This is a genomic window from uncultured Arthrobacter sp., from assembly GCF_947495145.1.
Lineage (GTDB): Bacteria > Actinomycetota > Actinomycetes > Actinomycetales > Micrococcaceae > Arthrobacter_D.
The window spans coordinates 1-25,410 of record NZ_CANLXP010000013.1; the positions used below are offsets into that span (position 1 = coordinate 1).

General features: G+C 57.4%; 15 protein-coding genes. 7 read left to right on the forward strand and 8 right to left on the reverse strand.

Annotated elements, in window-relative coordinates:
- Positions 1–124: 124 nt before the first annotated feature.
- Positions 125–427, reverse strand: coding sequence for a hypothetical protein (locus Q0877_RS10895; protein ID WP_299167661.1), 303 nt, complete (start codon positions 425–427; stop codon positions 125–127).
- A 447-nt stretch (positions 428–874) separates the two neighbouring features.
- Between Q0877_RS10895 and Q0877_RS10900 the strand changes: the two genes are divergently transcribed.
- The gene (locus Q0877_RS10900; RefSeq protein ID WP_299167664.1) at positions 875–1,933 is read left to right on the forward strand and encodes a DUF1080 domain-containing protein; all 1,059 of its coding nucleotides are present in this window, start codon (positions 875–877) and stop codon (positions 1,931–1,933) included.
- Between the two features lie 159 nt (positions 1,934–2,092).
- On the opposite strand, the gene Q0877_RS10905 is transcribed toward Q0877_RS10900, so the two are convergent.
- Positions 2,093–2,242 (reverse strand): hypothetical protein, encoded by a 150-nt coding sequence (locus Q0877_RS10905; protein ID WP_299167667.1) that lies wholly within the window; start codon positions 2,240–2,242, stop codon positions 2,093–2,095.
- A gap of 386 nt (positions 2,243–2,628) precedes the next feature.
- On the opposite strand from Q0877_RS10905, the gene Q0877_RS10910 reads away from it, so the two are divergent.
- The 6 genes from Q0877_RS10910 to Q0877_RS10935 all read left to right on the forward strand — a co-directional run bounded on the left by Q0877_RS10910 (position 2,629) and on the right by Q0877_RS10935 (position 14,147).
- The gene (locus Q0877_RS10910; RefSeq protein WP_299167670.1) at positions 2,629–2,925 is read left to right on the forward strand and encodes a hypothetical protein; all 297 of its coding nucleotides are present in this window, start codon (positions 2,629–2,631) and stop codon (positions 2,923–2,925) included.
- Positions 2,926–3,384: 459 nt separating this feature from the next.
- Positions 3,385–3,612, forward strand: coding sequence for a hypothetical protein (locus Q0877_RS10915; protein WP_299167673.1), 228 nt, complete (start codon positions 3,385–3,387; stop codon positions 3,610–3,612).
- 405 nt (positions 3,613–4,017) lie between these two features.
- Positions 4,018–9,099: a peroxidase family protein gene (locus Q0877_RS10920; protein ID WP_299167676.1), complete on the forward strand. Its 5,082-nt coding sequence runs from the start codon at positions 4,018–4,020 to the stop codon at positions 9,097–9,099.
- A 462-nt stretch (positions 9,100–9,561) separates the two neighbouring features.
- Positions 9,562–10,716, forward strand: a complete 1,155-nt coding sequence (wecB, locus tag Q0877_RS10925; RefSeq protein ID WP_299167678.1) for a non-hydrolyzing UDP-N-acetylglucosamine 2-epimerase — start codon at positions 9,562–9,564, stop codon at positions 10,714–10,716.
- Between the two features lie 154 nt (positions 10,717–10,870).
- Entirely contained in the window at positions 10,871–12,151 is a 1,281-nt protein-coding gene (locus Q0877_RS10930; protein ID WP_299167680.1) for a glycosyltransferase, read from the forward strand.
- 70 nt (positions 12,152–12,221) lie between these two features.
- Positions 12,222–14,147 carry an alginate lyase family protein gene (locus tag Q0877_RS10935; protein WP_299167682.1) on the forward strand — a complete coding sequence of 642 codons (1,926 nt, stop codon included), beginning with the start codon at positions 12,222–12,224 and terminating at the stop codon, positions 14,145–14,147.
- A gap of 181 nt (positions 14,148–14,328) precedes the next feature.
- Here Q0877_RS10935 and Q0877_RS10940 read toward each other — a convergent pair whose 3' ends face one another.
- From Q0877_RS10940 to Q0877_RS10965, 6 genes are all read right to left on the reverse strand, one after another.
- On the reverse strand, positions 14,329–18,723 hold the full coding sequence (locus Q0877_RS10940) for a glycosyltransferase (protein WP_299167684.1): 4,395 nt from the start codon (positions 18,721–18,723) through the stop codon (positions 14,329–14,331).
- Positions 18,720–20,015 carry a UDP-N-acetyl-D-mannosamine dehydrogenase gene (wecC, locus tag Q0877_RS10945; RefSeq protein WP_299167686.1) on the reverse strand — a complete coding sequence of 432 codons (1,296 nt, stop codon included), beginning with the start codon at positions 20,013–20,015 and terminating at the stop codon, positions 18,720–18,722. Before wecC ends, Q0877_RS10940 begins: the two co-directional genes overlap by 4 nt.
- Positions 20,016–20,027: 12 nt before the next feature.
- Positions 20,028–21,947 carry a glycosyltransferase gene (locus tag Q0877_RS10950; protein ID WP_299167688.1) on the reverse strand — a complete coding sequence of 640 codons (1,920 nt, stop codon included), beginning with the start codon at positions 21,945–21,947 and terminating at the stop codon, positions 20,028–20,030.
- Positions 21,944–22,702 carry an ABC transporter ATP-binding protein gene (locus tag Q0877_RS10955; protein WP_299167690.1) on the reverse strand — a complete coding sequence of 253 codons (759 nt, stop codon included), beginning with the start codon at positions 22,700–22,702 and terminating at the stop codon, positions 21,944–21,946. Before Q0877_RS10955 ends, Q0877_RS10950 begins: the two co-directional genes overlap by 4 nt.
- Positions 22,703–22,817: 115 nt before the next feature.
- Complete coding sequence (locus Q0877_RS10960; protein ID WP_299167692.1) at positions 22,818–23,711, reverse strand: ABC transporter permease; 894 nt, start codon at positions 23,709–23,711, stop codon at positions 22,818–22,820.
- Positions 23,711–25,384 (reverse strand): glycosyltransferase, encoded by a 1,674-nt coding sequence (locus tag Q0877_RS10965; protein WP_299167694.1) that lies wholly within the window; start codon positions 25,382–25,384, stop codon positions 23,711–23,713. Before Q0877_RS10965 ends, Q0877_RS10960 begins: the two co-directional genes overlap by 1 nt.
- Between the last annotated feature and the right edge of the window lie 26 nt (positions 25,385–25,410).

Below are 25,410 nucleotides of genomic sequence, written 5' to 3' on the forward strand. Positions count from 1 at the left end.
ACGAGCACTCTTCCATCCCACTCAGCTGGGGCCAGTTCACGCCGTCCTGCCGGGGCCAGAACTAGTTGACACAATCACCCGTTCATCTTTTCGAAGTCGCACGTGGCATTGCTGCCGGCCTCGCTCATCTGCTGGTTGATCTTTTCGATCTGCGCGCCGGTCTCGTCATCTGCCGCTCAATGCGGGTCAAGTCCTTCTTCGCCTGACGGGCCTCCTCCGGTGACGGACCAGCAGAACCGGCTGCCGCCGTCGTCGTGCCGTTGCCGCTGTCCGATCCCATCGGGGTGCCGGCGAGCTTGTCGCCCGAGACTGCCGCTCCGCCGCGCAACTGCAGGTACTGATCCACTCCGCCGGGCAGGTCGCGGATCTTTCCGTCGCCCAGCAGCGCTAGTTGGGTATCGGTGACGCGTTCCAGCAGACGCAGCAACTGCAGACGCCGCCGCTGCCCGCCGAGAGGTCACCGACCGGAGTCCGCTGCCGCTCGTTCGTGAAGCCGAGCTGCTCCACGGGCTGGCTCGCCGACACTTCCTTCCCGCCGACCGACACCCACCCGTTTTTCCTTCTCAATCATCTCGGTGACGCGGAGGTTATTGCGTCGTCGAGCTCGCGCACGTTCTGCAACAGGATCACCGTCTGCACCGTCAGCCTCCACGAGGACGCTGGAAGTTGCGTGAGCGAAATGGCCGCCAGCGCTAGCCACTCGTGAAGATCTATCTCACGAATGGCCTCCCTCAGTTCAACAGAAGAATGAATTCCGTCTTGAGCTGCAGAGCAGAACCAATTTTGCTCGCTTCTAAGCACTCCTCAAGAAGCCAATCTCCCGTTAGCGTGGATAGTACCCTGTTTTGTTGCTTGAAACTTCAAAGGAGAAGACATGAAAAATCAGCCGTTTCGGCGGGCCGTTCAAACCGCCCTCGCCTTCACCGTGGTGGCTGCCTTGGCACCGGGCGTTTATGCACCCAGCGTGGCTGCAGCCGCAGGCAGCGCTCAGCCTTCGGTTGTCACTGACTGTCCTGCTCCTGATTCGAGAGCCAACGTGGTTTTTCTCAGTCTCGACACCGGCGTCACCAACAAGAAGCTCGACAGCGGGTGCACCATCAACGACGTAATCAACGACGAGCCGACGTGGGCAAATCATGGCGCCTTTGTCTCTCATGTTCGACAGGTCACGAAGACTCTCGTGAGTGAGAAGGAGCTCGGTCGAGCCGACGCGGCCAAATTAACGGCAGCGGCGGGCCGCTCTGAGGTCGGCAAGGTTGAAGGATATACACCGCTGTTCGATGGCTCTGCTTCCTCCTTTACGGACTGGGCTTACGCCGGCAAAGGGGGATTCGACTTGCTGGCCGATGGCACCATCCGTAGCCGGGTCGGTGCGACCGGCGGCTTCGGCACGCTCTGGTACACGCCAGACACCTTCGGCGACTTCTCGCTGCGCCTGCAGTTCCGCGACGACGCGCCAGGCGAAGCCCGCGGCAACAGCGGAGTCCAAGTGCGCTTTCCAGACCTATCGGAGCCTGTCGAGGGATGCCCGACCACCTTCAACGGAGGGGAAACGAACAACCTGTCGTGGATCGCTGTCAATTGCGGTCATGAGATCCAAATCAACGACTCGCCAGAGACAGGCACGAATGACCCGCGCAAGACTGGTTCGATCTACGGCTTTGCAGATCTCACCCTGGCCGAGGCAATGCCCACACCGAAAGGCACTTGGAATGACCTCGAAATACGAGTCGTCGGCCAGCAGTACACCGTCATCCGCAACGGAGTGGTGATCAACGAATTCGAGAACGTACCCGGACTGCCATTCCCGGGCAGGCCCAACGATCCCGATTCGAGTAGCCGCGGACTTGTGGGTCACATCGGGCTACAAGCGCACGGCAGCGCTCCTGACGCTGTGTCCTTCCGTAACGTGAGGATCCGCGAAATCCCATAAATTCGGTGCCCGGCCGGGCCGGGACGCATCGGTGACCTCCTCATCCGAGGTGTTCGCCTCCCCCTAACGGCGGGCGGTGGCACAGCGCCTCGGATGAGGAGTGCACCTCGAAAACAACTTCGCGGAGTCGACCGTAGCCTTGCTGCAGGCGTGGCTCATCTACTCGTTAATCTTCTCGATCTGCGCGGCCCCGGTGATCTGTCGCTCGATGCGCGTTAGATCCTTCTTCGCCTGGCGAGCCTCCTCTGGCGAAAGGCCGGCGAATCCGGCTGCCGCCGTCGTCGTGCCGTTGCCACTATCCGATCCCATTGGTGCGCGGGCGAGTTTGTTGCCCGATGCTGCTCCGCGGCGCAGCTGCAGGCACTGGTCCACGCGCCGGGCAGGTCGCGGATCCCCAATCGCCCAGCCGCGCCTGCTAGATATCGGTAACGCGTTCCAAGCAGATACCGGTCGTGTAAGACGACGATCAGCGTTCCCGGCAAGCCGTCTACACCTCCTCCACGGCCGCGAGAATGTCGGTATCCAGGTCATTGGTGGGCTCATCGAAAATCATCAGCACGTTCGGCTCCCCCCACCAGCAGTCGCAGCAGCTGCAGCCGCCGCGGCTCTGGTTGCAGGCAGCCCCTGTCGCCAGTTCTGCATCAAGACAATTTGGCGCTCTTGTTCGGGTACTTCGTCAAGAGCATACTTCCGGTATGGACGACGAATCGGGCAAACGAAAACAGCATGAGAAGGCCGAAACCAAAGCGGCCTGGGTGTCCAGTGGGATCGCTGGCCTTGCAGGGGGTCCCCTGTTCGCCGGGCTGCTGACGTTCGCTCAGAGCCAGTGCGGCCCCTTCGGTGAGCGGCAGACCGACCCATGGTGTGGTTTTGTGTCTACACCTGGTTTCCGCCCCGATGTAGGTGGCTTGATTATCGGAGTTTTAGTGGCGTGTATCGCCTTTGCCGTCGTCTACGCCTGGGTTTATTTCACGGATGAGCAGAACAGCTAACGCTTCCCAAGTTATTTGCAACCTGCCGTAACGGGGTCGTACTCAGTTCCTACTCCCCGAGCACCTCCACCGGCCAGCCACTGCTCGTCCAGTGAGCCCTGCTCGGCTTGAAGCTTCCGGAGTCGCAGCTGAGGCCGGCCATCTTTTCGACGTGGATGAGAGGTCGTCGACCTGCGTCCGCTGCCGTTCGTTGCTGAAGCCAAGTTGCTCCACCAGCTGGCTCGGCGACGCTGAGGTGGTTAACGTCGTCGAGCGCGGCCAGTCTTCGGTGCGAGTGGTGAGGGTGCATGAAATGGACCCTCACATCAGGCATCGACAGGCTTCCCGCGCACTGGCGGCAAACGGTGTTCGAATTAGGGCCATAGGCCAGCCCGGAGTGTCAGAGCCGAGTCCTAGCCTTCCCCCATGCACCTGCACCATTCCGCACCGCCACCCCATCGAGATGATTGCGTTGCGCCGATGCACGAGTCCCAGCCTGCCTCGGGCATCACACGGCCGGCGAAGGGCGTTCCCTGCTGGGTAAACCTCGAGTGGCCCTCCGGGCGTCGCGAAACCTACCCGGCCTTCGCGCAGGCTTGGACCAGCGAGCTGGTGTACGTGCAATGGGTTGAGCAGTCCGAGGGACGACGCGCCTGGGTAACGGCTATCCAATGCAGCAGGCGACCGCTCGCTCAGGCACGCCGGTGACGCCCCGGTCACGCCAGCCTTTTACTTAGCACCAAGTTCGGACAATACCGACAAGGAATCCCCAAGGTGGTTAGCCGAATCTGAGAGCAGCAGCCAGGATCGCCGGTTCCCGAGACCGCTAGCCCCCTCGCTGCCTCGGCGGCTGATTATGCTGCGCAACACTGAGTGGGGCTGCCTGCCCCTAGACGACAGCCCCACTCAGTCTTCCCCACCTCACAAAGACCCTAAGTGTCTTGCCGGCCACAGGCTCGCCTACTTGCCATCTTCGCTCATTGCAGACGCCCAAGTTATTTGCAGGGTCGTGATGTCAACCTGCTCCTAACGGCAAGCCTGCGCCATTGAACTTTGCCGTTGGTTTGGGGGTTCCAGCGACTAAGAGCCGGACCCAGTACAAGGGAGTTCGCAATGAGTAATAAGGCGCGGCGCCGTTCGGCGGGCCGCAGAACCAGCGAGAAACTCACAGCACTTGCCGTAGGCAGTGCAGTGGTTCTGTCCGGGATAGTGCTACCCGGACAAGTGGCCTTGGCGGCACCGCCACCGGGCCAGGACTTCAACGTCACCACAGGTGACCTTGAGTTCATTCTGAAGCAGATCAAGATCTCTGAGGCCCACGCCGAAGACGTAGTCACTGTTGATCAAAATTCGTCGCCCCTGTGCAACCCGGGCAACGTCTTCAATGCGGAAGAACAAACCCATTACGACGCCGACGGCGACCCCTGCGTGGGCAACGTCCTCTCGCCTTTTGGTCTGAGGACCGTCGACGGGCGATGGAACAACCTGATGCCGAATCAGGATGGTTGGGGCTCCGGTTCCCAGACCTTCCCGCGCCTGCTTGATCCCGAATTCAAGGACGCTGAACCGATTCCTGCAGGTGCTCCGGGTGGCCCTCCCGGTACGCCCACCAGCTACGAGCAGACCGAGGGCTTCGTCTACGACTCGTCGCCTCGTAACATCAGCAACCTCATCGTCGATCAGACGACAAACAACCCTGCCGCTGTTGCTGTAGCGGAGCGGGTTGAAGGAGCTGGAGTCGTCCCCGTGACGGTAGCGAACCGTCTCGAGGGTCAGAATCGCTTCGGTACCGCCGCAGCGGTCAGCGCCGACACCTTTGGGCCGAACGTACCCGTGGTTTATATAGCAACGGGCGCTACTTACCCCGATGCGTTGACGGGCGGCCCGGCTGCGAAGGCTGGCAACGGTCCCGTTCTGCTCGTCAGTCCGAACGCCATCCCTGCTGAGACCGTGGCCGAACTCCAACGACTGGCACCGCAGCGCATCGTTGTCCTTGGCGGCCCGATAGCTGTCAGCACGGGGGTAGAGACCGCACTGGGCGAATACACAGCCGGCACAGTCACCCGGCTCGCCGGTGACAACCGATACGGAACAGCGGCGGCAATCAGCGCCGACACGTTCGCACCTGGTGTTGGTAAGGTCTACATCGCCACCGGACAGGATTTCCCGGATGCCTTGGTTGCAGCGGCTCCAGCTGCCCGCGATGGACACCCCGTTTTGCTGACCCTGAGTGGTTCCATCCCGGCACCCACCATCGCGGAGCTGCAGCGACTCGCTCCACAGGAAATCGTGGTGGTGGGAACTACCGCCCGCGTCAGCGACGCCGTAGTCACCCAACTCGGAGAGTACACCGCGGGCGCGGTAACCCGTGTTGATGGAGTGGATCGCTACGAGACAGCCGTGGCCCTCTCGCAGGCCAACTATGCGCCTGGCGTTACGCATGCGTTTATTGCCCGCGGGACCGACTTCCCCGATGCTTTGGCCGGATCTTACCTCGCCGGCCTGCGTGGCGGACCGCTCCTGCTCGTTCCGGACGTCGGCGCCATGCCTGCATCGGTCAGTGCCGAACTCCAGCGGCTGGCGCCTCAATCCGTGACGGTGCTCGGAGGTCCCATCGCGGTCCCCGCGGAGACAGAAGCCGCTGTGGCAGAGCTTCTGCCCGGCAGCCAGCTCTTCATTCCGGACATCGCAACCGACGAGGGCTTGTCAGCATCAGCTACCTCCCTCTTCACCATCTTCGGGCAGTTCTTTGACCATGGACTGGACCTGATCTCCAAGGGCGGCAATGGAACCGTAGTTGTCCCCCTTCGGCCTGACGATCCCCTGTACGTCGAAGGTTCGCAGACGAACTTCTTCATGCTGGATCGCGCAACCATCGATACCGGTGAGAACGGTGATGAGCGGAATCACACCAACCGCACTACGCCGTTCGTTGATCAGAACCAGACCTACACCTCGCATCCTTCGCACCAGGTATTCCTGCGGGAGTACGAAGCTGCAGCGGGCGGACCTGTCTCAACGGGACGGCTGCTCAACGGTGACGATGGTGAGGGTCTGGCTACCTGGGCAGACACCAAGGAGCAAGCACGCACGCTGCTCGGAATCGAACTCAGGGACATGGATGTGCTCAACGTTCCCCTCCTGAAGACTGATCCGTACGGCAAGTTTGTGCCGGGCCCCAACGGCTACCCGCAGCTGGCTACTCCAGATGGTTTCGTGGAGGGCAACCCTGATGCGCCGATCTCCACGGTCAACGCTGAACGTACCAACAATGCATTCCTCGATGACATCGCACGCGGTGCCGTTCCGAACGAGCTGGCAGGTTACGACAACGCTGCGCTGGATGCCCACTTCGTCACCGGAGACGGTCGCGGCAACGAGAACATCGCGCTCTCAGCCGTCCACCAGGTGTTCCATTCGGAGCACAACCGCGTGATGGAGCAGGTGGACGCGTTCCTGAATGAGCCGGCACAGGCGGACCTGTTGGCCAAGTACCAGGCCGCCGGCTTCTGGGACTACGGCGAACGACTGTTCCAGGCGGCCCGGTTCTTCACGGAGATGCAGTACCAGCACCTCGTTTTCGAGGAGTTCGCCCGCCGCATCCAACCGACCATCGACCCCGGCGTCTTCAACGAGGTCTTCTACATGCCGGACGTGAATCCCGCAATCTCCTCCGAGTTCGCAAACGTCGTGTACCGGTTCGGTCACTCAATGCTGACGGACACAGTGGACCGTGACTTCGGCGGAGGAGTTGTTGAGAAGCAACCGCTACTGGACGCTTTCCTGAATCCCGTGGGTTACAACCAAGGGCCCAACGGCGAGCAACTGTCGTCAAAGGCCGCCGCAGGCGCAGTGCTGAAGGGCATGGCCAATCAGACCGCCGCTGGTATCGACGAGTTTGTCGCCGATACGCTGCGCAACCAGCTGCTCGGTCTCCCGCTGGACCTGGCATCGATCAACATGTTGCGTGCCCGCGAAACCGGTGTACCGGGGCTGCAGGCCGCGCGTGCGCAGTTCTTCGATCAGACACAGATGCCGCAGCTCGCTCCCTATACAAGCTGGGAGGATTTCCGGCTCGGCATGAAGAACCCAGAATCCATCGTCAACTTTGTCGCCGCTTACGGAATCCACCCGTCCCTGCAGGCAGCAACCACCATGGAGCAGCAGCGAGCAGCAGCAACAACGCTGATCGCGGATACCACCTTCATGAATGCGGCGGCCGCCGACACAGGAGTCAACAACATTGACTTCTGGATGGGCGGTCTAGCAGAGAAGCCGTTCGTCTTCGGCGGAATGATGGGATCCACCTTCAATTTCGTTTTCGAGAACCAACTCGAGAGTCTTCAGAACGGAGACCGTTTCTACTACCTGAACCGAAACCTCGGGAACACCCTGTTCCACAGCCTCGAGGCCAACTCGTTCTCGCAGATCATTGAGCGGAACACGGAGATGGAGAACCTTCAGCACGATCCATTCGCCGCACCGCAGCTCACCTTCGACCTGGACAACCAGACGGAGGCACTTGCAGGCGGAATGACCTTCCTCAACGGCCAGTGGCGGTTCGCCGGAGCGGACCATACCTCTATCCACGGAACCGACGGCAACGACAACATCCGAGCAGGAATCGGCGACGACTCTGTCTGGGGTGGACTCGGTAATGATCGGGTTGAGGGCGACGACGGCGTCGACGCCCTTATGGGTGGTGACGGTGACGACATCCTGACGGACTCCAATGGTGATGACAGAATCCAGGGTGAGGCCGGCAACGATGCCATCAATGGCGGTCCCGGAATTGATCTGCTGTTCGGCGGATCAGGCAAGGATGTCATCTACGGCGGCCAAGACCATGCCACCACCTTTGCCGGACTAGGCGACGATTTCCTATACGGATCGAGCGGTGCCGACATCCTGATTGGCAACGAGGGTAATGACTGGATTGAAGGTGCTGAAGGTGGAGCTGACCTCCTGGTTGGCGACAACAGCAACACGATGGAAAACGATCCGAACCTTTCACACGGGGGTCATGACATCCTCAACGGCGGGCCCGGCAACACCGATTTCGACTCCGAAGGCGGCGACGACATCATGGTCGCCGGCGCATCGGCCGAGAGATTCGCGGGGATGCTCGGCTTCGACTGGGTAACTCACAAGGACTACCCGTTCCCGGTCAATGTGGATATGGCCATCAATGCGTTGTTGCCTGACACCGTCAGCCAGATCTCGGACCGTTTCCTCGCTACTGAGGCAACCTCCGGTTGGAGAAATAATGACGTCATCCGTGGCTCAGCTGCAGAGGACGACATCGCCGACCCGACTACCAGAACTCTGGGTTACGGTCACCGGCTGACTCAAGCACAGCTGGACCGGGTCGAGGGACTCCGTAATCTGCTGGGCGGTGGAGCCGTACCCGAATACGCACGGCCGTTCCTGTCAGAAGTGGAAAGCACCGAAGAGGATTTCAACAACAACATCCTCCTTGGCGGTCAGGGCAGCGACCTCGTTGAGCCCCGTGTGGGACGCAACTTCGTAGATGGCGATGCCTGGCTGGACGTGAACGTTGTTTGGCGTCCGAACGGCGGCGAAGTAGCGGAGCGGGCGGCCTCAATGAGGACCTTCCAGACGCGGGTCTTCTCGGGAGCAATCAATCCGGCAGACCTCCATGCGGAACGCAGAATCATGAACGCGGACACCAACCAGGCCGATGCGACAGACACAGTCCTGTACGCAGAGTCCCGGGCGGAGTTCACCATCGAGGAGCTGCCGGACGGCGCTATCCGGGTCACCAATATTCTGGAACCGACGCTTCGTACCGATGTCCTGAAGAACGTCGAGATCCTTCAGTTCAGTGATACTTCGGTAGATGTCTCTAACGGCGTCGCAGCTCCGATCGCACTGTCTGCGGATACCGTCACGCTTGAAGGCGACGCGGCAGCGGTTGGTGACACCGTCACCACGACGACGGCAATCGACCCAGCAGCCGAAGGCGTCACCTTCGAACTGCAGGCGATTGCTGAAGATCAGGACGGCAACACAGTGGCGGTCACAACCCAGGACAACACCACCGGCGAATTCGTCATCACTGAGGCGGAGGAAGGCTCCCAACTCCAGGTAGTCGCTACCTTCACCGACGGAGATGGAGTGCCTGTGCAGGTGACGTCCGAGGCCACAGAGACGGAGGTGGCAGCCGCACCGTAGATGCAGCCGATATGGCAGCTAACTGATCGAAACGGGAGACCCGCAGCACCAGCTGCGGGTCTCCTGTTTGCTGAGACGATTGTGCGGACTCTCCGCTTGGCAGGCCACTATAGTGGTACGGGATCTGTTGGACCCAGAAGCTTGGAGGTGCGGACTTGGTCAATGATGAGTCGGGCCTACCTGGAGCCCGGCACATGAAGCCGGGACGTATCCGCCGGAGTGCACCTGCCGGCTCAGCAGGTGAGCGTTCACCACGACGGCGTACCTCGAGGATCGAGGATCGGAATCAAGAAGCCGCAGTAGCTTCCGTGAATGCGAAGGACTCTGCTTATCAGCGGAAGCGAGCCGTAGCTCTGTTGATCACCGTGGCAATCATGGTCGCGATTCCGACGCTGATTCTCGCCTTGATCCTGTTGGGATAGGGTAATTGAAGTTCAACCACCAAGACCCGAAGGGGCGCATGTGCCTGTCATAATGCCGATCTATGGCACTCGTCCGGAAGCGATCAAGATGGCGCCAATCGTCGAGGCGTTGAAAGACTCCGAAACCTTCGAGTGCGTCGTCACGGTGACCGGCCAGCACCGTGCAATGTTGGATCAGGTGAATGAACTGTTTGGGATCGTTCCTGACCACGATCTCAACATCATTCAGCAGCGTCAGTCTCTAAATTCGATTATGACCAAAACCATTGATGGTCTTGACCGGCTGTTCGACTCCTCTAAACCAGACGCAGTCATAGTTCAAGGGGATACCACCACGTCAACCGCAGCTGCTATAGCCGCCTTCTATCACGGCATACCAGTAGTGCATGTCGAGGCTGGACTACGCTCGGGCAACCTACTCTCACCCTTCCCGGAGGAAGCTAACCGCAAGATTACTTCGCAGATCGCCAGCCTGCATCTAGCTCCAACCTCTACAAGCAAGGCGAATCTTCTTGCTGAAAACATTGCCGAGGAAGACATCGCCGTCACCGGTAATACGGTTATTGATGCTCTGCTTGAGACTGTCGAGAAGCAAGTACCATTCACCGATCCGCAGTTGGAGGAACTAGCCGCGTCGGGGAAGAGAATTCTACTGGTGACCACGCACAGACGAGAGAATCAGGGGGACGCCATGCGCGGTGTTGGACGGGCGCTGGCACGTATCGCTGATTCGGAGCCTGGTCTCGCTATCGTCCTGCCAGTACACAAGAACCCTGCGGTGAGAGAAGCTGTTCTGCCTGCTATCGAAGGTAAATCCAACGTGATCGTCACTGAACCCTTGGCGTATGGCCAATTCACTCGGCTGTTGGCGCTTTCGCATATCGTGCTTACGGATTCCGGGGGCGTTCAGGAGGAAGCGCCCAGCCTAGGCAAGCCAGTGCTAGTTATGAGGGAGAATACCGAGCGACCGGAAGCCGTCTTCGCAGGAACAGTAAGCCTCATCGGCACCGATGAGCGGCGGATCTTCGATGAAGTGATCCGCCTGCTCCATAGCGAGAGCCAATTCGAAGCTATGGCGAATGCGGTGAATCCCTATGGCGACGGATCAGCGGCACAACGAACAATTGCAGCACTAGAATGTTTGCTTGGATTGGGCGAACGGTTGCCCGACTTCGGCCTTCCGACAAGTGAGTAATAACTGGGCGCACTTGTACATTCCCCGTTATGTCGCCGGAGTTGCACAACCCGCTGAGTGCGAGAAGCAGCTTGAACAGAAATGACTCTGCGAACAATCGTCGTACCTCTAGATATACTTTCTGAAGCTTGTCGATATGATAAGAGGAAACCTATTGCTTTTTGTTGGCCACACCCGTTTCAGCCTGTTCGCTCCCCGGTCATCGTCATGGAAGGCCTCCAACGGGTCCAAATTCACGAGCGCCGACGAATATAAAGCGTATTTGTTTCAGGAATCTAGATTGGATGTTCGCACCGAGATTTTCGTGCAGCAGTCCTTGCCTCAAATCGAACTCGGACGTGGCGGACACGACGTGCGACATATCGTTTCTTACGACAGCGACCTTCCGCCCAAGTATGAGGCTGCACTAGAAGATGCCGCCCGACGCTACTCTTTCCTTATCCTCGACAAGCAAAGCATAGAGACAACGCCGATTACGCCGGAATCCGTCGCTCGTGAGATCATCCTTCGTGATCCCGGCAAGGACGTCGAACAGCCATTCGGCATGTACCGCCTAGATGACGATGATTTGCTTCCAAGGGATTTTTTCGACCAGACAGCTCCTTACGTAACTAAGGCTCATGTCGGCATGCATGTCTCCCTCGGCACAGGAATCACGGCCTTGTACATTGATGGGAAATACTACAACGTTAGACGCTGCCATTGGCCAATGATTGCAATTGGACTGATGAACATATGCGCCTTTGATCGGGACCATAGACTACGAATGCCTGAGGTAGCACCTCACAGCAAATCAGATCGTGTCAACCCAGTCATCCTTGACTCTCGACAGTTAGGTTATATGTGGGTTCGGCACGTTGAGCAGGACACATCTCTCCTTATACGCGCTAAAGATGAATCAGGCGTGTTGGCGAGAGTCCGGGCCGATATGGATAGGCATCCTCCTGCAGAGAATGCCGAAGAGATTCATGCCGCCTTTCCAGTCATCAGCGATAAAGTGTCTTATGAACCTGGACCTGCGGACAAGGTGCACGTTCTGTTGAACTCAAGCCGTAAAATTCCCGGAAACGGTCTGCACCTATCAAGTTTTCAAGCATCAGGCACAATGGAACTACGGATCACTCTTGACTGTGACGACGATGCCGTCGATCGCAACGCCTTAGTGAGCTTCCGTTTCGTCGATGCGGACGGTGAGGTACTAGATCCGGCAACCTATAAGGAGTCGATGCAGGCAGCTGGCCTATCACTATCTGTGAATCCGCGCATCGGGTTCTTCCGCTACCTCCGAACGGCTCCCGGCCGTCAATCTGCCACGCAAAAATTCAATCTTCCGGCGGGGGTATTCTGTGATGCAATCACTCTTCGGGTGTGGAGGCGATCTGAGACTATGATCTCTGTGCAACATGTTGCGGTGTCATTTCAGCGGCCAAGATAACTCCAGAACTGTCTGTCCCGGACCGACTTCTAACATTGCCAACCTGTATTTCTCACGAGGATTCAACCCCATGTCGACGCACTTAAGCAACATTCCTCGTAACGAATTACGTGAGATCGTAATGCAACAGATCACTCCGCCCGCAAGCGATCCGGCGATGCAACGCGCAAAAAACTTTCTCCAGAACGACCTAATAGAATCGCCGGTGTATCCAACAATCGTTTTTGGGGGTGGCGTTGATCCATGGGAACAGTCGGTTTCTAGGAGCCACGGGCGATATCTTCACGGCCTAATCTTTCTGCGTGACTGGATAACGACCGTCCTTGTGGATGATTCAATTGCAGACCTAGCGGCGGAACGTGCGTTGAGTGTTGTAACTAGTTGGGTTGACTGTAACGCCCACGATTCAGCGAGCGAGATGGCCTATCACGATGAGACAACCGCGCAGAGACTTATTACACTTCTGGCACTGAAGCCAGCGCTAGAAAAACTTTCGCCATCTGCGTCGGATGTGCTCGTCCCCCTGATGCGGTCGACGTCGCGCCTCCTCGCTGATCCGGCGTTTCATTCTCCGGGAAACAATCACGGCATGTTCCAGGATTTCGCCTTGCTCTACTACGCAATCCTAATGGAAGAGCAATATGACGCCTTGTTGGGCGACTTACTTGAACTGGCCTTCGAGAGGCTGCACCAATATTTCACGACTTGCTTCACAAGTGATGGTGTTCACACTGAGAATACGCCGACGTATCATCTGATGATCGCCCGGCAGCTAGCAGTAGCAGATAAAATTGCCCAGACGGCGGGCCACGGGAGCGCACACTCTTACTCAAAGTTGCGAAAAGCTGCGGAAGCATACGCCACACATGCTCTCACGCCTGACGGTACGTTCCCGCCGATCAGTGACACAGACAGAAAGAAGATTAGGCAATCGGATATTGACCAGGTCTTCACGTCATCCGAATTTGCATTCGCTGCGACACGCGGACTTCGCGGCACGGCTCCAGCCGATCGTATCTTAGTCCTGCCGGAATCAGGTTATGCAATTTATCGTTCTGCCTGGGGCGATCCCAGCGCCAGTTATCTATTCTTTTCTGCTGCGTACAACGCCGACTACCATAAGCATTCTGATGATTTGAGTTTCTTCCTGCAAAGTGGCGGGATGGACCTACTCTGCGAGGCAGGACCTTTCGGGTACGATTACGAGAATCCGCTCACTAAGTACGCATACTCACAGTTTGCGCATAATACTTTGATCGTTGATGGGAAGAGCACGCCTAGAACCGACGTCTCTCGTGAGAAGGTACGCTTGGAATTGATTAGCCAGTCAGATACTGAACTCGTCGTCGAAGGTACCAATGAGCGCAATTCCCAGGCGATACATAAGAGACGGATATTTCTCGATGAAGCCGACCGTATTCCGTTCATACGCATCGAAGACTTCACGGAGGCCGATGAAAGCCACGACTACCAACTTCTTTGGCATGTGGCCCCCGGCTTGAGGGTTAGTACGAATGCGGAGGGATTTGAGCTGTTTTCGGGCACCAGAAAGGTGATGGATCTAGCCTTCGCCAGCTCGGCCGCTCTTCGAGTGTCACAGGTCCGAGGAGAAACCAAGCCTCGGCCAATGGGGTGGAGATTCCCAAAGATGGGGGTCGCCGAACCGTCAGACGTAGTTATTGCCTCATTCTCTGGAAGCTCTGTCTCTGTTGCCACTCAGATTCGTCTGAAAGACTTCATCTTCAAAGAATATGACATCACGGCTCACGCTCGTTCCATTCACTTATCGGTTGATTGTTCTGCTGACACACTCCATGCATACAAGCTTTACCAAGGACGCCAGCTTGAGCGGACGCTTGGCTATTCCAAAGAACGTTCCGTTCAATTCGAGGACCTTCAGCCCGGTCGCTACCGCGTGCGGATATACAGCAAACGCAGTGCGGATCGCGAACCGACTGCGTTCACAACAAAGTGGGTTGAGATAGTTCGAGACTGATATGTATACGGCTAATACCCACGGACACGCACTGTGGTGGGACTTCCGACCAACTCGTCATGGAACCTGAGTTGCACTGGTTAGTGCAACTCAGGTGCTCACCACGTTTCGGCTAAGCCCATCGCCGAAGCCGGCCCGGCTCCGGCGGCGCCCTCAACGGCCCGCAGCCATACCGTTGCGTCTATCCATTGGACCCGAGCACCGCCCGAGCAAGCCGATCGAGTATAGCGGTCTCCTCGAAATTGTCTGCGACGAACGCGACTGCTTCTTTGACTGCTACTCGATATCTTTCGCCGGTGCCCAGGGAGAGTATCTCGCGGCTCATATCTTCTACGGAAGCGTGAAGCCAACTTGGTGGATATATACGGTCTGCTCCAGGCCACGCCAGGCTCAGGGGCAGTGCGCCTGATGCGGCTCCATCGGCGAGCGTAAGGTGGAAAGACTCAAAGCGGCTAACGGACAGTACTATACCAATTCCGCGATACCATTCCGGCATATCATTGCCGTGGGCATCGAAGGTCACCGCTCCGGTTAGGAGCGGGCTCTGCTCAATGCGCGCAAACTGGGCATCATAGTATGCCATTTCGTCGGGGCGTTGCGCCATCCATGGGAAATCCTCGGGTCGCTTACCTTTGATGTGCAGATTGTACCGGGAGTCCTTTGAACGAAGCCGTTCAAGAAGGTCTAAGGCGTGATGTAGTCCCTTCTGAGCAGGAACTATGCCTACCAGACCAAGAGTGAACTTGGCTTCATCTGTCTTTGGCTTCCGCAATCGCGCCACGGCGACAGGATTGGGGATTACAAGGGATCTATCGGCGCCTATCTCATAATCACGCAGAGCTATCCTTCGAATATGGTCGCCTACGAAAATGATGCGGTCGATGGCGCTGAAGTTCACCTTCGCCAAATGCGGGCTGAACAGTTCTTGTGAATGCAGGCGCGCCACAATCCGTTGATCTGGCCGCTTGTTGCGGGAATACCAAGCAGCATTCCCCAACGTCCACTCACAGAATATTAGATCAGCCTGCCCAAGCAGTGACTGGCTCAACTCCTCATTGTGCTGACCGTGCCCCGCCCATTCATCGACGATAATGGTGTGGCCATCAGAGGCGAGCTTCGACATTAGGCCTCGCGCGAATTTGAAGTCATGACCTGCGAATAGAATTGTTTTCTTTGTTATCGGACCGTCGATAGCTGCCGGAGCTTTTGTACTTCCAGTTCCCCGTACGATTGAGCGTCGAAGTCTCACCCCGACTTGAGAGGTTTGCGGGCGCATACGCTTGATCACCGCTCCTTCAATCTCGATGCTGCCGCGTTCTACCAGACCATGGCCAGTGCTATCGACATCCGTCTCATCGATAACGGCTGAATCCCACTCCACGTAGGAGAGTGAGGAAAGCACATCCTCGAAGTACGTTCTATCAATAGCGTTATCTGAGAGCTCGCAGTAGAAGGGAGTCTCCACTCGAGAAACCAAGTCCCCCGACGCCTCAACGAACATCTCATTCAGATGTCCCGCATCGTCGCCCTTGGTTCGATAGAGGACTACGGACGGTGGAACAGTCTGTGAGTTCAAAACTTCCACCCCTCGCTTGGTCAAATGACCCATAATCACCGAGTAAGCAGGGAACTCCGGGGCTGAAACTTCCAGGCCGGCCGTTCGTAAGACGTAGGCGAGTCGACCAGCGGCAGTGTGCGCTCGTGTCACTGTTCTAAGTGCGATCCAGGCATCCAGATTTCGATCTCTCTCGTGATGCATCCAATGATCGATCAGAATCTCAGCTTCGCCACCCTTAGTCACGACCGGAACCGCCCCGTTGAACATCCATTGAATGGCGCGACCCGGTCCACTCACGACCGGGTTGCCGCTCGCGGCGATCTCCATAACTCGCCGGGAAAACATCGTCGATGATTCACTAACAGAGTTCACATTTATATGTACTGGGTGGCTTCGATACGCCTGGACCATCTCGCCGTACTCAAGGCCCCCCGCGACGTAGGCAGAAAGGTCCTCGGGAAATTTGTAGGGCGACTGGGGGTTGAGATGCTGGCGGTCGTAGATTGTGAGTCCGTGATTGCGGCTTGCGGTCAATAGTGACCTGAGTTCATTCGAGCGCTTCTGGTAACGGCTCCCATAATAACTGCCAGCGTATGCAACCTTATGACTATACGGACGATCCCCCAAGATTGGATTATGTAGACGCGGTTGCGCATAAAAAGGCAACGAGGCAACACTGCGTACCTGCGAGGTCGATCGCTTCAAATATTCCTCTAGGGATCCATCATCGGTACTGAATATATGATCGAAGTGGATGGCAGTTTCGATAAATCGGTTGAAATGAACCGGATCCTCTTTGTTCCAGAATATCGTCGGAATCTCATTCTCCCGGCAATATTCAATGAGTGTACGCAACGCGCTGAACCTAGATTCATCGTAGTAACCAACCTTTTGACGCCATAGCCCGTCGACACCCTCCCAAGCCGATTCTACGAATAGTGCATCAATAGGATTGGTTTCGATCTCACTTCGCCAGGCGCCAGGCGTAAGGATGACAGCATTGCACTCGGGAGTGAGAGATTCCAGTGTGAAGGGGTCAGCAATGAAACCCACAGTGACGTCCCTCAGGCTCAGGGAAGGCGCATTTCGGTCGAGGACTGAATGCGGCGTCGTACTAACAGAAACTCCGGCCTGATTCCATGTTCGCCGTTCGACTATCCACTTCCGGGCACGACGTGCGGCCGTGCTTGATAGCTCTTCATTCTCAGCCACATGAAGTATGCACTTCGCCAGCGATTCAGGGTCGTCAGGAGAAAATAGAAACCCCCGTGCGCCAGAGTCGCCAACCAGAGCACGCAGCGGAGGTAGGTCAGAAGCGATTACTGGTCGTCCGGCGGCCATAGCCTCGAGCGGCTTCAGGGGCGTTACCATGTTTGTCACTTCAAGAGAACGCCTCGGACATATCACAGCGTCAAAGCAACTTATATACTCAGGGATTCTCTCGGCTGCGACTCGCCCAACGAAATCGACCTTGTCAGAAACTCCCAGATCACGAGCAAGCTGCTTGAGTTCGCTTGCTGCCGCTCCGTCTCCCACAAGCACGACCCGAATGGCCGCCGTGTCCGAAAGGTGACACATTGCGCGGAGTAGAACGTCCAGTCCCTCGTAGTGGACCATGCTGCCCGCATACCCGACAACAAATTGCTCCTTCTTAAGTCCAAGCCTTTTGAATGTCTCCAAGTGAGGAGGAAGCGGCGAGAACTGGTCGGGGTCCACCGCGTTGGGAAGCAACTCGATCGATTCCAGGGCAACGCCTCGCGCTACCAGTTCCTCCCTCACCTGCTCATTGATCGCAAAAACTACATCCGCATTCGCGGCGACCAAAGTTTCGAGAGTTCTCGCTTGCAAGAAGCGGTCAGTTGTCGCGAACCCTGCTCGCGTCGAAGACTCGGTGATTTCCCATAGACCGCGCACTTCGTAGGAGAAAGGTATTCCGAGACGTCGAGCAGCAATAAGCGCGGGAAGAGCAGTTATGTGATTCGACGCCGCAATGATCCGCGATACACGCTTCTTCAGCGCCACTTGAACGTACTTGTCTGCAGCCAGCTGTATGTAATGATCTAGACCATTTTCCAGGAGGTTCGGTCCAGATGAGAAATAGTGCTCAGCTCCCAGACGTTCAACGACATAAGTCTCGCTTTGAAGGGGAGGCGTATCCGTCCGCGCATCCCAGGGGTATCCGGGACGCGCTGCCACGACAACATCGAGACCGGCCGAAAGCATGCCCTTGATCATGCCCGTTGACCGCGTCGAGTATCCGTTCGAGTTGTAAGGTTCGACGCTATGAACGCAATACATCACACGATCACGCTCAGCTAGGTAAACAGGATTCGACTGTTTCGGAGGAAGCCTCAGTCCTTTTGCCTGAATGCGGGCTCTGCTGGTAACGGCGTTCACGAGTCGGCGTTCCTTGACGCTCAGACTTGCGGGAGCAAGTTGTGCGCTTTCGAGGTGGCGATTGGCTTCTGTTATGTCTCCAGCTGAGTAATACAGAAAGGACACCAATCGAAGCAGGTCGGAGGGCAGGCCTGATTCGATGTAATTTGCCCGCAGCTGTTCAACTTGGATTTCATTCGAGCCAGAGCGCTCTGCGACGGCCCTTGGAGGTACATTTGCCGCAGTCGCCTTCTTCGGCGCGACTGCGGGTGCACTTTGAGGCTTGGTCTCTTCTACATCCTGGCCTTGACGTGACTGATGGTAGTATTTCTTGCCTGCACGCAAGGGTGCCGTTGCAAACTTGCCTACCTTCATGCTTGTTGATGTACGCAGATGAGACACCAGCGATTTGAGCCGTTCGACGTCTGCAGCAAGCTGATCATTCGTCGCGCTGACCTCCGCCAAGCGCCTTCGGGCCTCCGCCAGCTGAGGTTGAGTCTGCGCTATCTGGGCTTCCATTCTCTTGGCGCGCTGCGCAAGTCCCTCGTATCGAACGATCAAAGCGTCGGGGTCTTCGAGATACTTGGCCCGCTTTGCGCGGGTGAGTGGAGATGAAGCACCAGGTTCGTCGTGGTGGATCATAGGGAGGGCGCCTCTGCCCGTGTGTGAGCAAGCATGAGTTCCGGGGAGCTGTCGAACCCGATGACATCGACGACGACCTTCCCATCGTAAGAAGCGCTAGAGATGTCACGAAAATCATCATGAGCAACGAGTAGCACCACTACGTCGGCTTCTTCTAGAGCGTGTGGCGCCTCAGCCAGTTCGACATTCTGCGAACGTTCGAGCGCCGGTGGGAGTTTCTCGATGTGCGGCTCCACTGCAAGAATCCTTGCGGACGGCAGTTCTTCGCTCAACACGCGCACAATATCAACTGCCGGTGATTCCCGAAGATCATCAATATTCGCCTTGAATGCGAGCCCGAGCACCGCCACAACCGACTCCGGGACTTTGTTGACAGCGGCAATCACCTGCTCGACCACCCACAGGGGCTTCGAGTCGTTCACTTCGCGAGCGGTGCGGATGAGTTTCGCCTGTTCCGGCACAGCGTCAACGATGAACCAGGGATCCACAGCTATGCAGTGACCACCGACTCCGGGCCCCGGTTGAAGGATGTTGACGCGGGGGTGGTGGTTGGCGAGAGAAATGAGTTCCCACACATCTATTTGGAGCTTTTCGCTGATCATCGACAGTTCGTTAGCAAAAGCGATATTGACGTCTCGGAACGAGTTCTCCACCAACTTCGCCATCTCAGCGGTGACTGCATCGGTTAGGTGGATTTCACCTTGACAGAATACTTCGTATAAGGATTTTGCTTTTTGTGCAGCAGCGGGAGTTATCCCGCCTACAATACGATCATTTGTTACTAGTTCAATCATCACTCGTCCCGGTAACACACGCTCCGGGCAATGTGCGAGTAGGATTTGAGGGCGGCCTTCTTCCCCGTCCAGGCTCAAGTCCGGGCGTAGCTTGATCAGGTAATCAGCCAAATGCTGGGTGGCCCCGGGCGGCGAGGTCGACTCCAGTATGACAAGTTCTCCGCCCTGCAGTTTCTCTGCGATTCCGTGCGCAGCAGCCTCGATATACGAGAGGTCCGCGCTCTTGTCGTCCTTGAACGGTGTGGGAACAGCAACAATATAAGCTTCCGCCATCGGAGTTTCTGTGGAGGCCGATAGGTGCTTCTGAGCGACGGCGCCTGCAACGTGAACACTAAGGTCAGGCTCTACGAAAGGGACTTCGCCCCTATTGACGGCGTCAACGGTTTGTCGATTGATGTCCACGCCAACGACATTCAGCCCGTTCGTTGCGAGTATCGCCGCAGTAGGTAAACCAATATAGCCGAGTCCTATAACCGCGACTTTGTTGATTGAATTCATCAATGTACTCCCCTAAATTGTGACATGGTGGTGAGGCTTACCGAAAAAATGCACATCCGCTGAAGCTAAAAGATCAGTTTCCTTGACCTCCCAAGTGTGGCCGCCGCCGTGACGGTTTTGGACGTAGTTGAAGCGATCTGCCGAATACACGGCGCCGCCGCTTGCATTCACAGACTCAAGGAAAGCGGTGTCTTCCCCGCGTGCTCGATCTTCGAAAGGGTGTTCTAGAAACACGGTCTTTCTCGCGAGAAGAGTAGGACCCATAACCCGACGCGTGAACCGGTGCTCTTGTTCTGGGAAACGTAATAGGGTGGCGTCTCTGTCGGCCAGGTACATGTAATGGGCATGTTTACCCACGACGTCAGCAGCGGAGTAACTCAGGGCATCCAACTGATCTCCGAGATAGTGCGGCGCATAATAGTCGTCGTCGTCCATCTTTGTTACTACCTCACCGCCAGCTGCCTGTGCGCATCTGTTCAGACAAGCACCCAGGCTAATATCTTCTGTCGCTGAAAGAAGAGTGAAATTTTCCACGCTGTAGCGTTCACTCAGCACCCGGACCTCCGCCACATCAAGCTCGAACCCGTGTGTTAGCAAAACCAGCTCGCAGCTGACACCGATCTGAGAGCCGATAGTCCTGAAAATGTGCTCCACCTGATGGGGTCGAATGGTCGAAGCTAATGCCGAGATGCTTGATCGACGCACCGGAACTTCCCGCTCAGGTGTAATTGCGGCGACTACAGACTCGGCGCGGTGTGCGTACGTGTGCGTCGACCAGATCTTGCGTTGCGCCTTATGGATCATGCGGTCCGCCAGCTCGGGGCTCCTAACAAGGGCCCGAGACATTGAGGCCGCGGACTCGCGTGACTCGACCGTCGCCAGCTCATCTGTCGTGAAGAACGAAGAGATCGCGGCACTTGGCGTGCTGACCACTGAACTCCCTGCCGCCGTGATTTCGAATATCCGTCTGGCGCACATGCTCGGCGAATCGACTACGGAGTTCACGTTGAGAAACACCTTGTAAGCCTTATAGGCGGTGAGGACCTGCGAGTAAGAAAGGCTGCCGACCACATGCTCACGTAAGCCAGGAGGAAACTGGTAGCGTTCATCGCCTCCGAGCTGTCTGGAGAAAATCTCCAGCCCGATCGTCATGCGCCTCCCAGCGTCGGCCGCACCCCCGAGCAATATGTCCATTTGCTCGCGGCGCTCCGGATACTTATGTGCGAAGTACATGCCGGCGAAAGCGACATCCCTTTCGCGCCACCCGAATTGAGGGCGGACCGGGTTATGCACGGCGGGCTGCGCCGCAAACGGCAGCACTCCAACGCGGCTGTGGCCCAGGTCCTCCTGATAGCGGGGAATTTTATTGGAATCACTGGTGAAGACAACGTCGAACTCACGCGCTGCGGCTAAGAAGTCGTCGTAATGCGGCGGGTCTTCCTTGTTCCAGAAAACGGACGGTATTGAGTTCTGCCGACACCAAGCCATCAACTCGATGAACTCCGGCTTGAGCCTGGAAGCACCGGTGAGCTGGTACTTCCACTGGCCGTTGTTACCCGACCATGCAGATTCCACGAAGAGGAAATCCACGTCGACTTCCGACAGTTGCGTGCGCCACGAATCTTTCCTGAGCACTATTGTTTTCCACTCATATGCGAATGCCAGTGCTGAGAAATCGTCGAGGATCACGGCAACGGTCAAGTCATTTCGCCGCGGCTCGCGGTTGACTGGCGTGAAGGGTGAGAACTGGAGCGCTCGCTTTTTACCGTGCCCGGTCCATCCGCCCTGTGCGCCGGCGACGTTCCCGAATAGTGTGATACCCGCTTCGACTTTCTGCCTGGCCCTGAAGATTCGCAGTTCGCGCAGCCCGCCATTACGCAGATGCCATAAACCTCTACGCGCTTCAAGAAGGACTGATCCAGCTGATTTCACGCGCTTCGCCGCCCTGGCGAACGTTCCAACACTTTAGTGGCTATTAGATTGCGGCGGGCGTCATCTCGCAACTTCGCGGCCGAAAAACCATTGCCTTTGGACAAATTTCGCGCGAAGTCCGCGTAGGTTTCCGTTACTTCCTTCGGTTTTCCGTCCATAAGCAAATCGCCTTTGTCGATCCAGATAACTCGCGAGCAGAGTTCGTTTATAGTTTCCAAGCTATGACTTACTAGAAACACCGTCCCAGCCTTTTCCCGCAACTCATCCATCCGGCTCTTACTGCGCTCACGAAACTGCGCGTCACCGGTATTCAACGCTTCATCTATCAGCAGGATCTCGGGGTTGACGCTCGCCGCGATAGCAAACCGAAGTCGGGAGGCCATACCAGCGGAGTAAGACTTCATCGGCAAATGTATCGCGCCTTCGAGTCCGGAAAGCTCCACGATCGAATCGAACATGTCCGCAATCTGTCTTCTCGTCATTCCCATGGCCAGACATCCTAAAACGATGTTGTGGTCGCCGGACAACTCGGGTACAAGTGCCGCGTTCACCCCTAGCATCACCGGGACGCTCGAGGCAAATACAGCACCGGAAGTGGGCGCGCTTTGGCCACTTATGAGGCGCATGAGGGTGCTCTTACCGGAGCCATTTCGCCCTACTATGCCCACCGACTCTCCGCGCTCGACGACCAACGACATCTCGTTGAGCGCCTGAACGGAAACCATGGGCGTTTGCCCGAGAACCCGCTTGATCATTCTGATACGGCCGCGCGCCTCTTCCGGCTGGGCTTTCGTCGATGGAACGCGATATCTCATACTTATGCGATCGACTACGACTGTGGCCTGTCCCTTTCCTCCTGCAGGGGCGTGACTATTCGCAACCATAGGACTCCTCCGCTCGCCAGAAATACACAATCCCTACTGCAAGAACTCCCAATCCCCAGACCGAAAGAATGGCCCACGAGCGCCATTCCGGAAGGGTCGCATAGAGCACGCAGTCGCGCACAATATCCAAAACCACGTATAGAGGGTTCAACTGCACGATGGAGAGAACCGTATCGTTCTCAATGAATTGGTCGAATGAGAAAAAGACACCAGACCCATACATCCAAGCACGCATGGCGAAGCTAAGTAGATGTGTTACGTCGTTGATCGTGGAGATAACCCGCGCAAGAATCAGCCCAACGCCAAGATTGAAAACGGTCTGCAGAAAAAGCGCCGGGATGACAAGTAACCAGAGCGGAGTTACGGCCTCCGTCGGCGGAAACAAGAGAATCAGGACCAACATGGCCAGAATCACCGGCACACCCGCGAGGATCTCGCGGACATTCACTGCGATTGGCAGCGTCGCACGTGGGAAGTTGAACGCCTGAATGACAGCTCGGTTACCCTGGATGGAGCGGGCGCCGTTCGTGATTGCCCTAGCACTCATCTGAAAAATGAAGACCCCAATGATGAGGTAGCCGATGAAGTTCTCAATTCCGCGGCTCGTTCCTAGAAGAACGCCAAAAATAAAATAGAATGTAAGTCCGTTGAATACCGGATTGAGAACGAGCCACGCGCTACCGAGACGGTCTCGGCGGTTTCCACTTTGAACACGCGCTTTGGCATCATAGAAAATAAACTCTCGGTGGTCCCAGAGCTGGATGAGATAGTCAACGAAAGCCGGCCTTGCACCGACGCGAATAAGTCCGCGCGTATCGATCGGCATTGACTGCACCGCCGCCGGTTCGGGCAACGCCGGCTGTGAACCAATTTTCGCCATCAGCCTGCGAGGCTCAGATCATTGTAAGCGCTCACCAGAGCCCTAGCGTTGCCTGCCCAGGTCCGCTCGGTGAGCACCAACTGACGGCCCGCTGTGCCCAAGGCAACTGCCGTGGCGCGAACGCCGTCCTCGTCCATCAGGCCCCTCAGCGCGTCGGCAAGAGCCTCCGCGTCGTCCGGGACAACCAATATTCCTGTCACTGAGTTCTCCAGAATCTCTTTGAGGGCAGGCAGATCGCTCGCCACTACCGGCCGGGCAGAGGCCATCGCCTCGACCGGCTTCAACGGCGTCACGGTTCGAGTCACCGCGAGATCTCGACGAGGAACTACGAATATGTCCAACGCCTGATGGTACAGATGCGCCTGTTCACGCGGCACACGTCCCGTGAAAATCACTTGAGCAGCAATTCCCAGTTCGCGTGCGAGTTGTTCCAGCGCTGAGCGCGCAACGCCGTCTCCGACGATCAAGCAGCGCACTTTCGGACGCTCCTCTGCGAGCAACGAAATGGCTTGGAGTAGTACATCCAAGCCCTCATACTCGACCAGGCTGCTGACCGTGCCCACGAAGACGCCGCCAGACGGTAGGCCCAGCCGAGAGCGCGCGGCGTGTGAGCCGATCGGTTCATCCAGGAATTCGTCGCCGACTGCGTTGGGACAGAGCAGCACCTCGCCGAGGACCGTTCCCGCGTCCAAGATTTGCTGCCTCATGGCCTCGCCCAACGTAACCACCAGGGCTGCGCTTCGCGTCACAGCCGCCTCACATTCAGTGAACAGTTTATAGCGCTCACTCGATTTGGCCGCATCGTCGCGAGTGGAAGCCCACGTATCAGCAAGCTGACCGCGCACTTCGTACACCCATGGAATCCCAAGCGAGTCGGCTACAGCCCGGGTTACTAAACCATTCACAAAGTGCGTGGTTGTATGAAGGACGGCGGGCCGAACGCGCAACGCCAGCTCCAGTAGCGCCTCGGCCTGGGCCTGCAGCCGCTGATCGAAGCCGGGTGGCATGCGGGTGGGAATGAGACGGTGATACGCCACGCCGTCCAGCACGTCCGTGTCCTCGGCAAAAAGCTTTCCCACCTGCACCGGGTAGCCAAGGCGGGTTGCAGCGTGGAGTTTCCAACCAAGTTCGTGCTGCGCCTTCAAGATGGAATGCGACCGCTGGGCGTAGCCACTGCCCGTATGCGGAAGGGAGTTAGTGAGCACGTGCAGCACTGTCTGCGCCTGCGGTTCGTAGCCCTGTACCGGGTCGAGCGTTGGGGTCCAGCCACGGAAAACCCTTAGTTCACTCTCGAGCCTTCGGGCCTTGCGGTGAAGACCTGCCGACGTCAGTTCGGCGACCGCACCGGTCATGTCACCGTCGTACCAGCGGCGGCGGGCGCGTGTTCCTGGGGCGGCGCCGGCTCGTTCGAGCAACATATCGGCGCGTTGATGATCGTTGGCGGCAAGGCACACATCTGCAAGGTGCGCTGCGGCGGCGCCCGTGATGCCTCCGCGCAGGGCTTCGTCGAGAATGGCCGACCGTTTGGCGCCGTCGCCCTGAATGTGAGCGCTGAGCGCAGCTGCCAGGGGCCCGAGTGCCGCTCTTCGTACGATACCGGCAACGGGTTGGACGATACGCGCCGGAAGCCTACGCGAAATCTGCAGCAGCAGGAGAACGGGATCATCATCCAAGTGCTGTGCGGCAGTGGCAACTATCA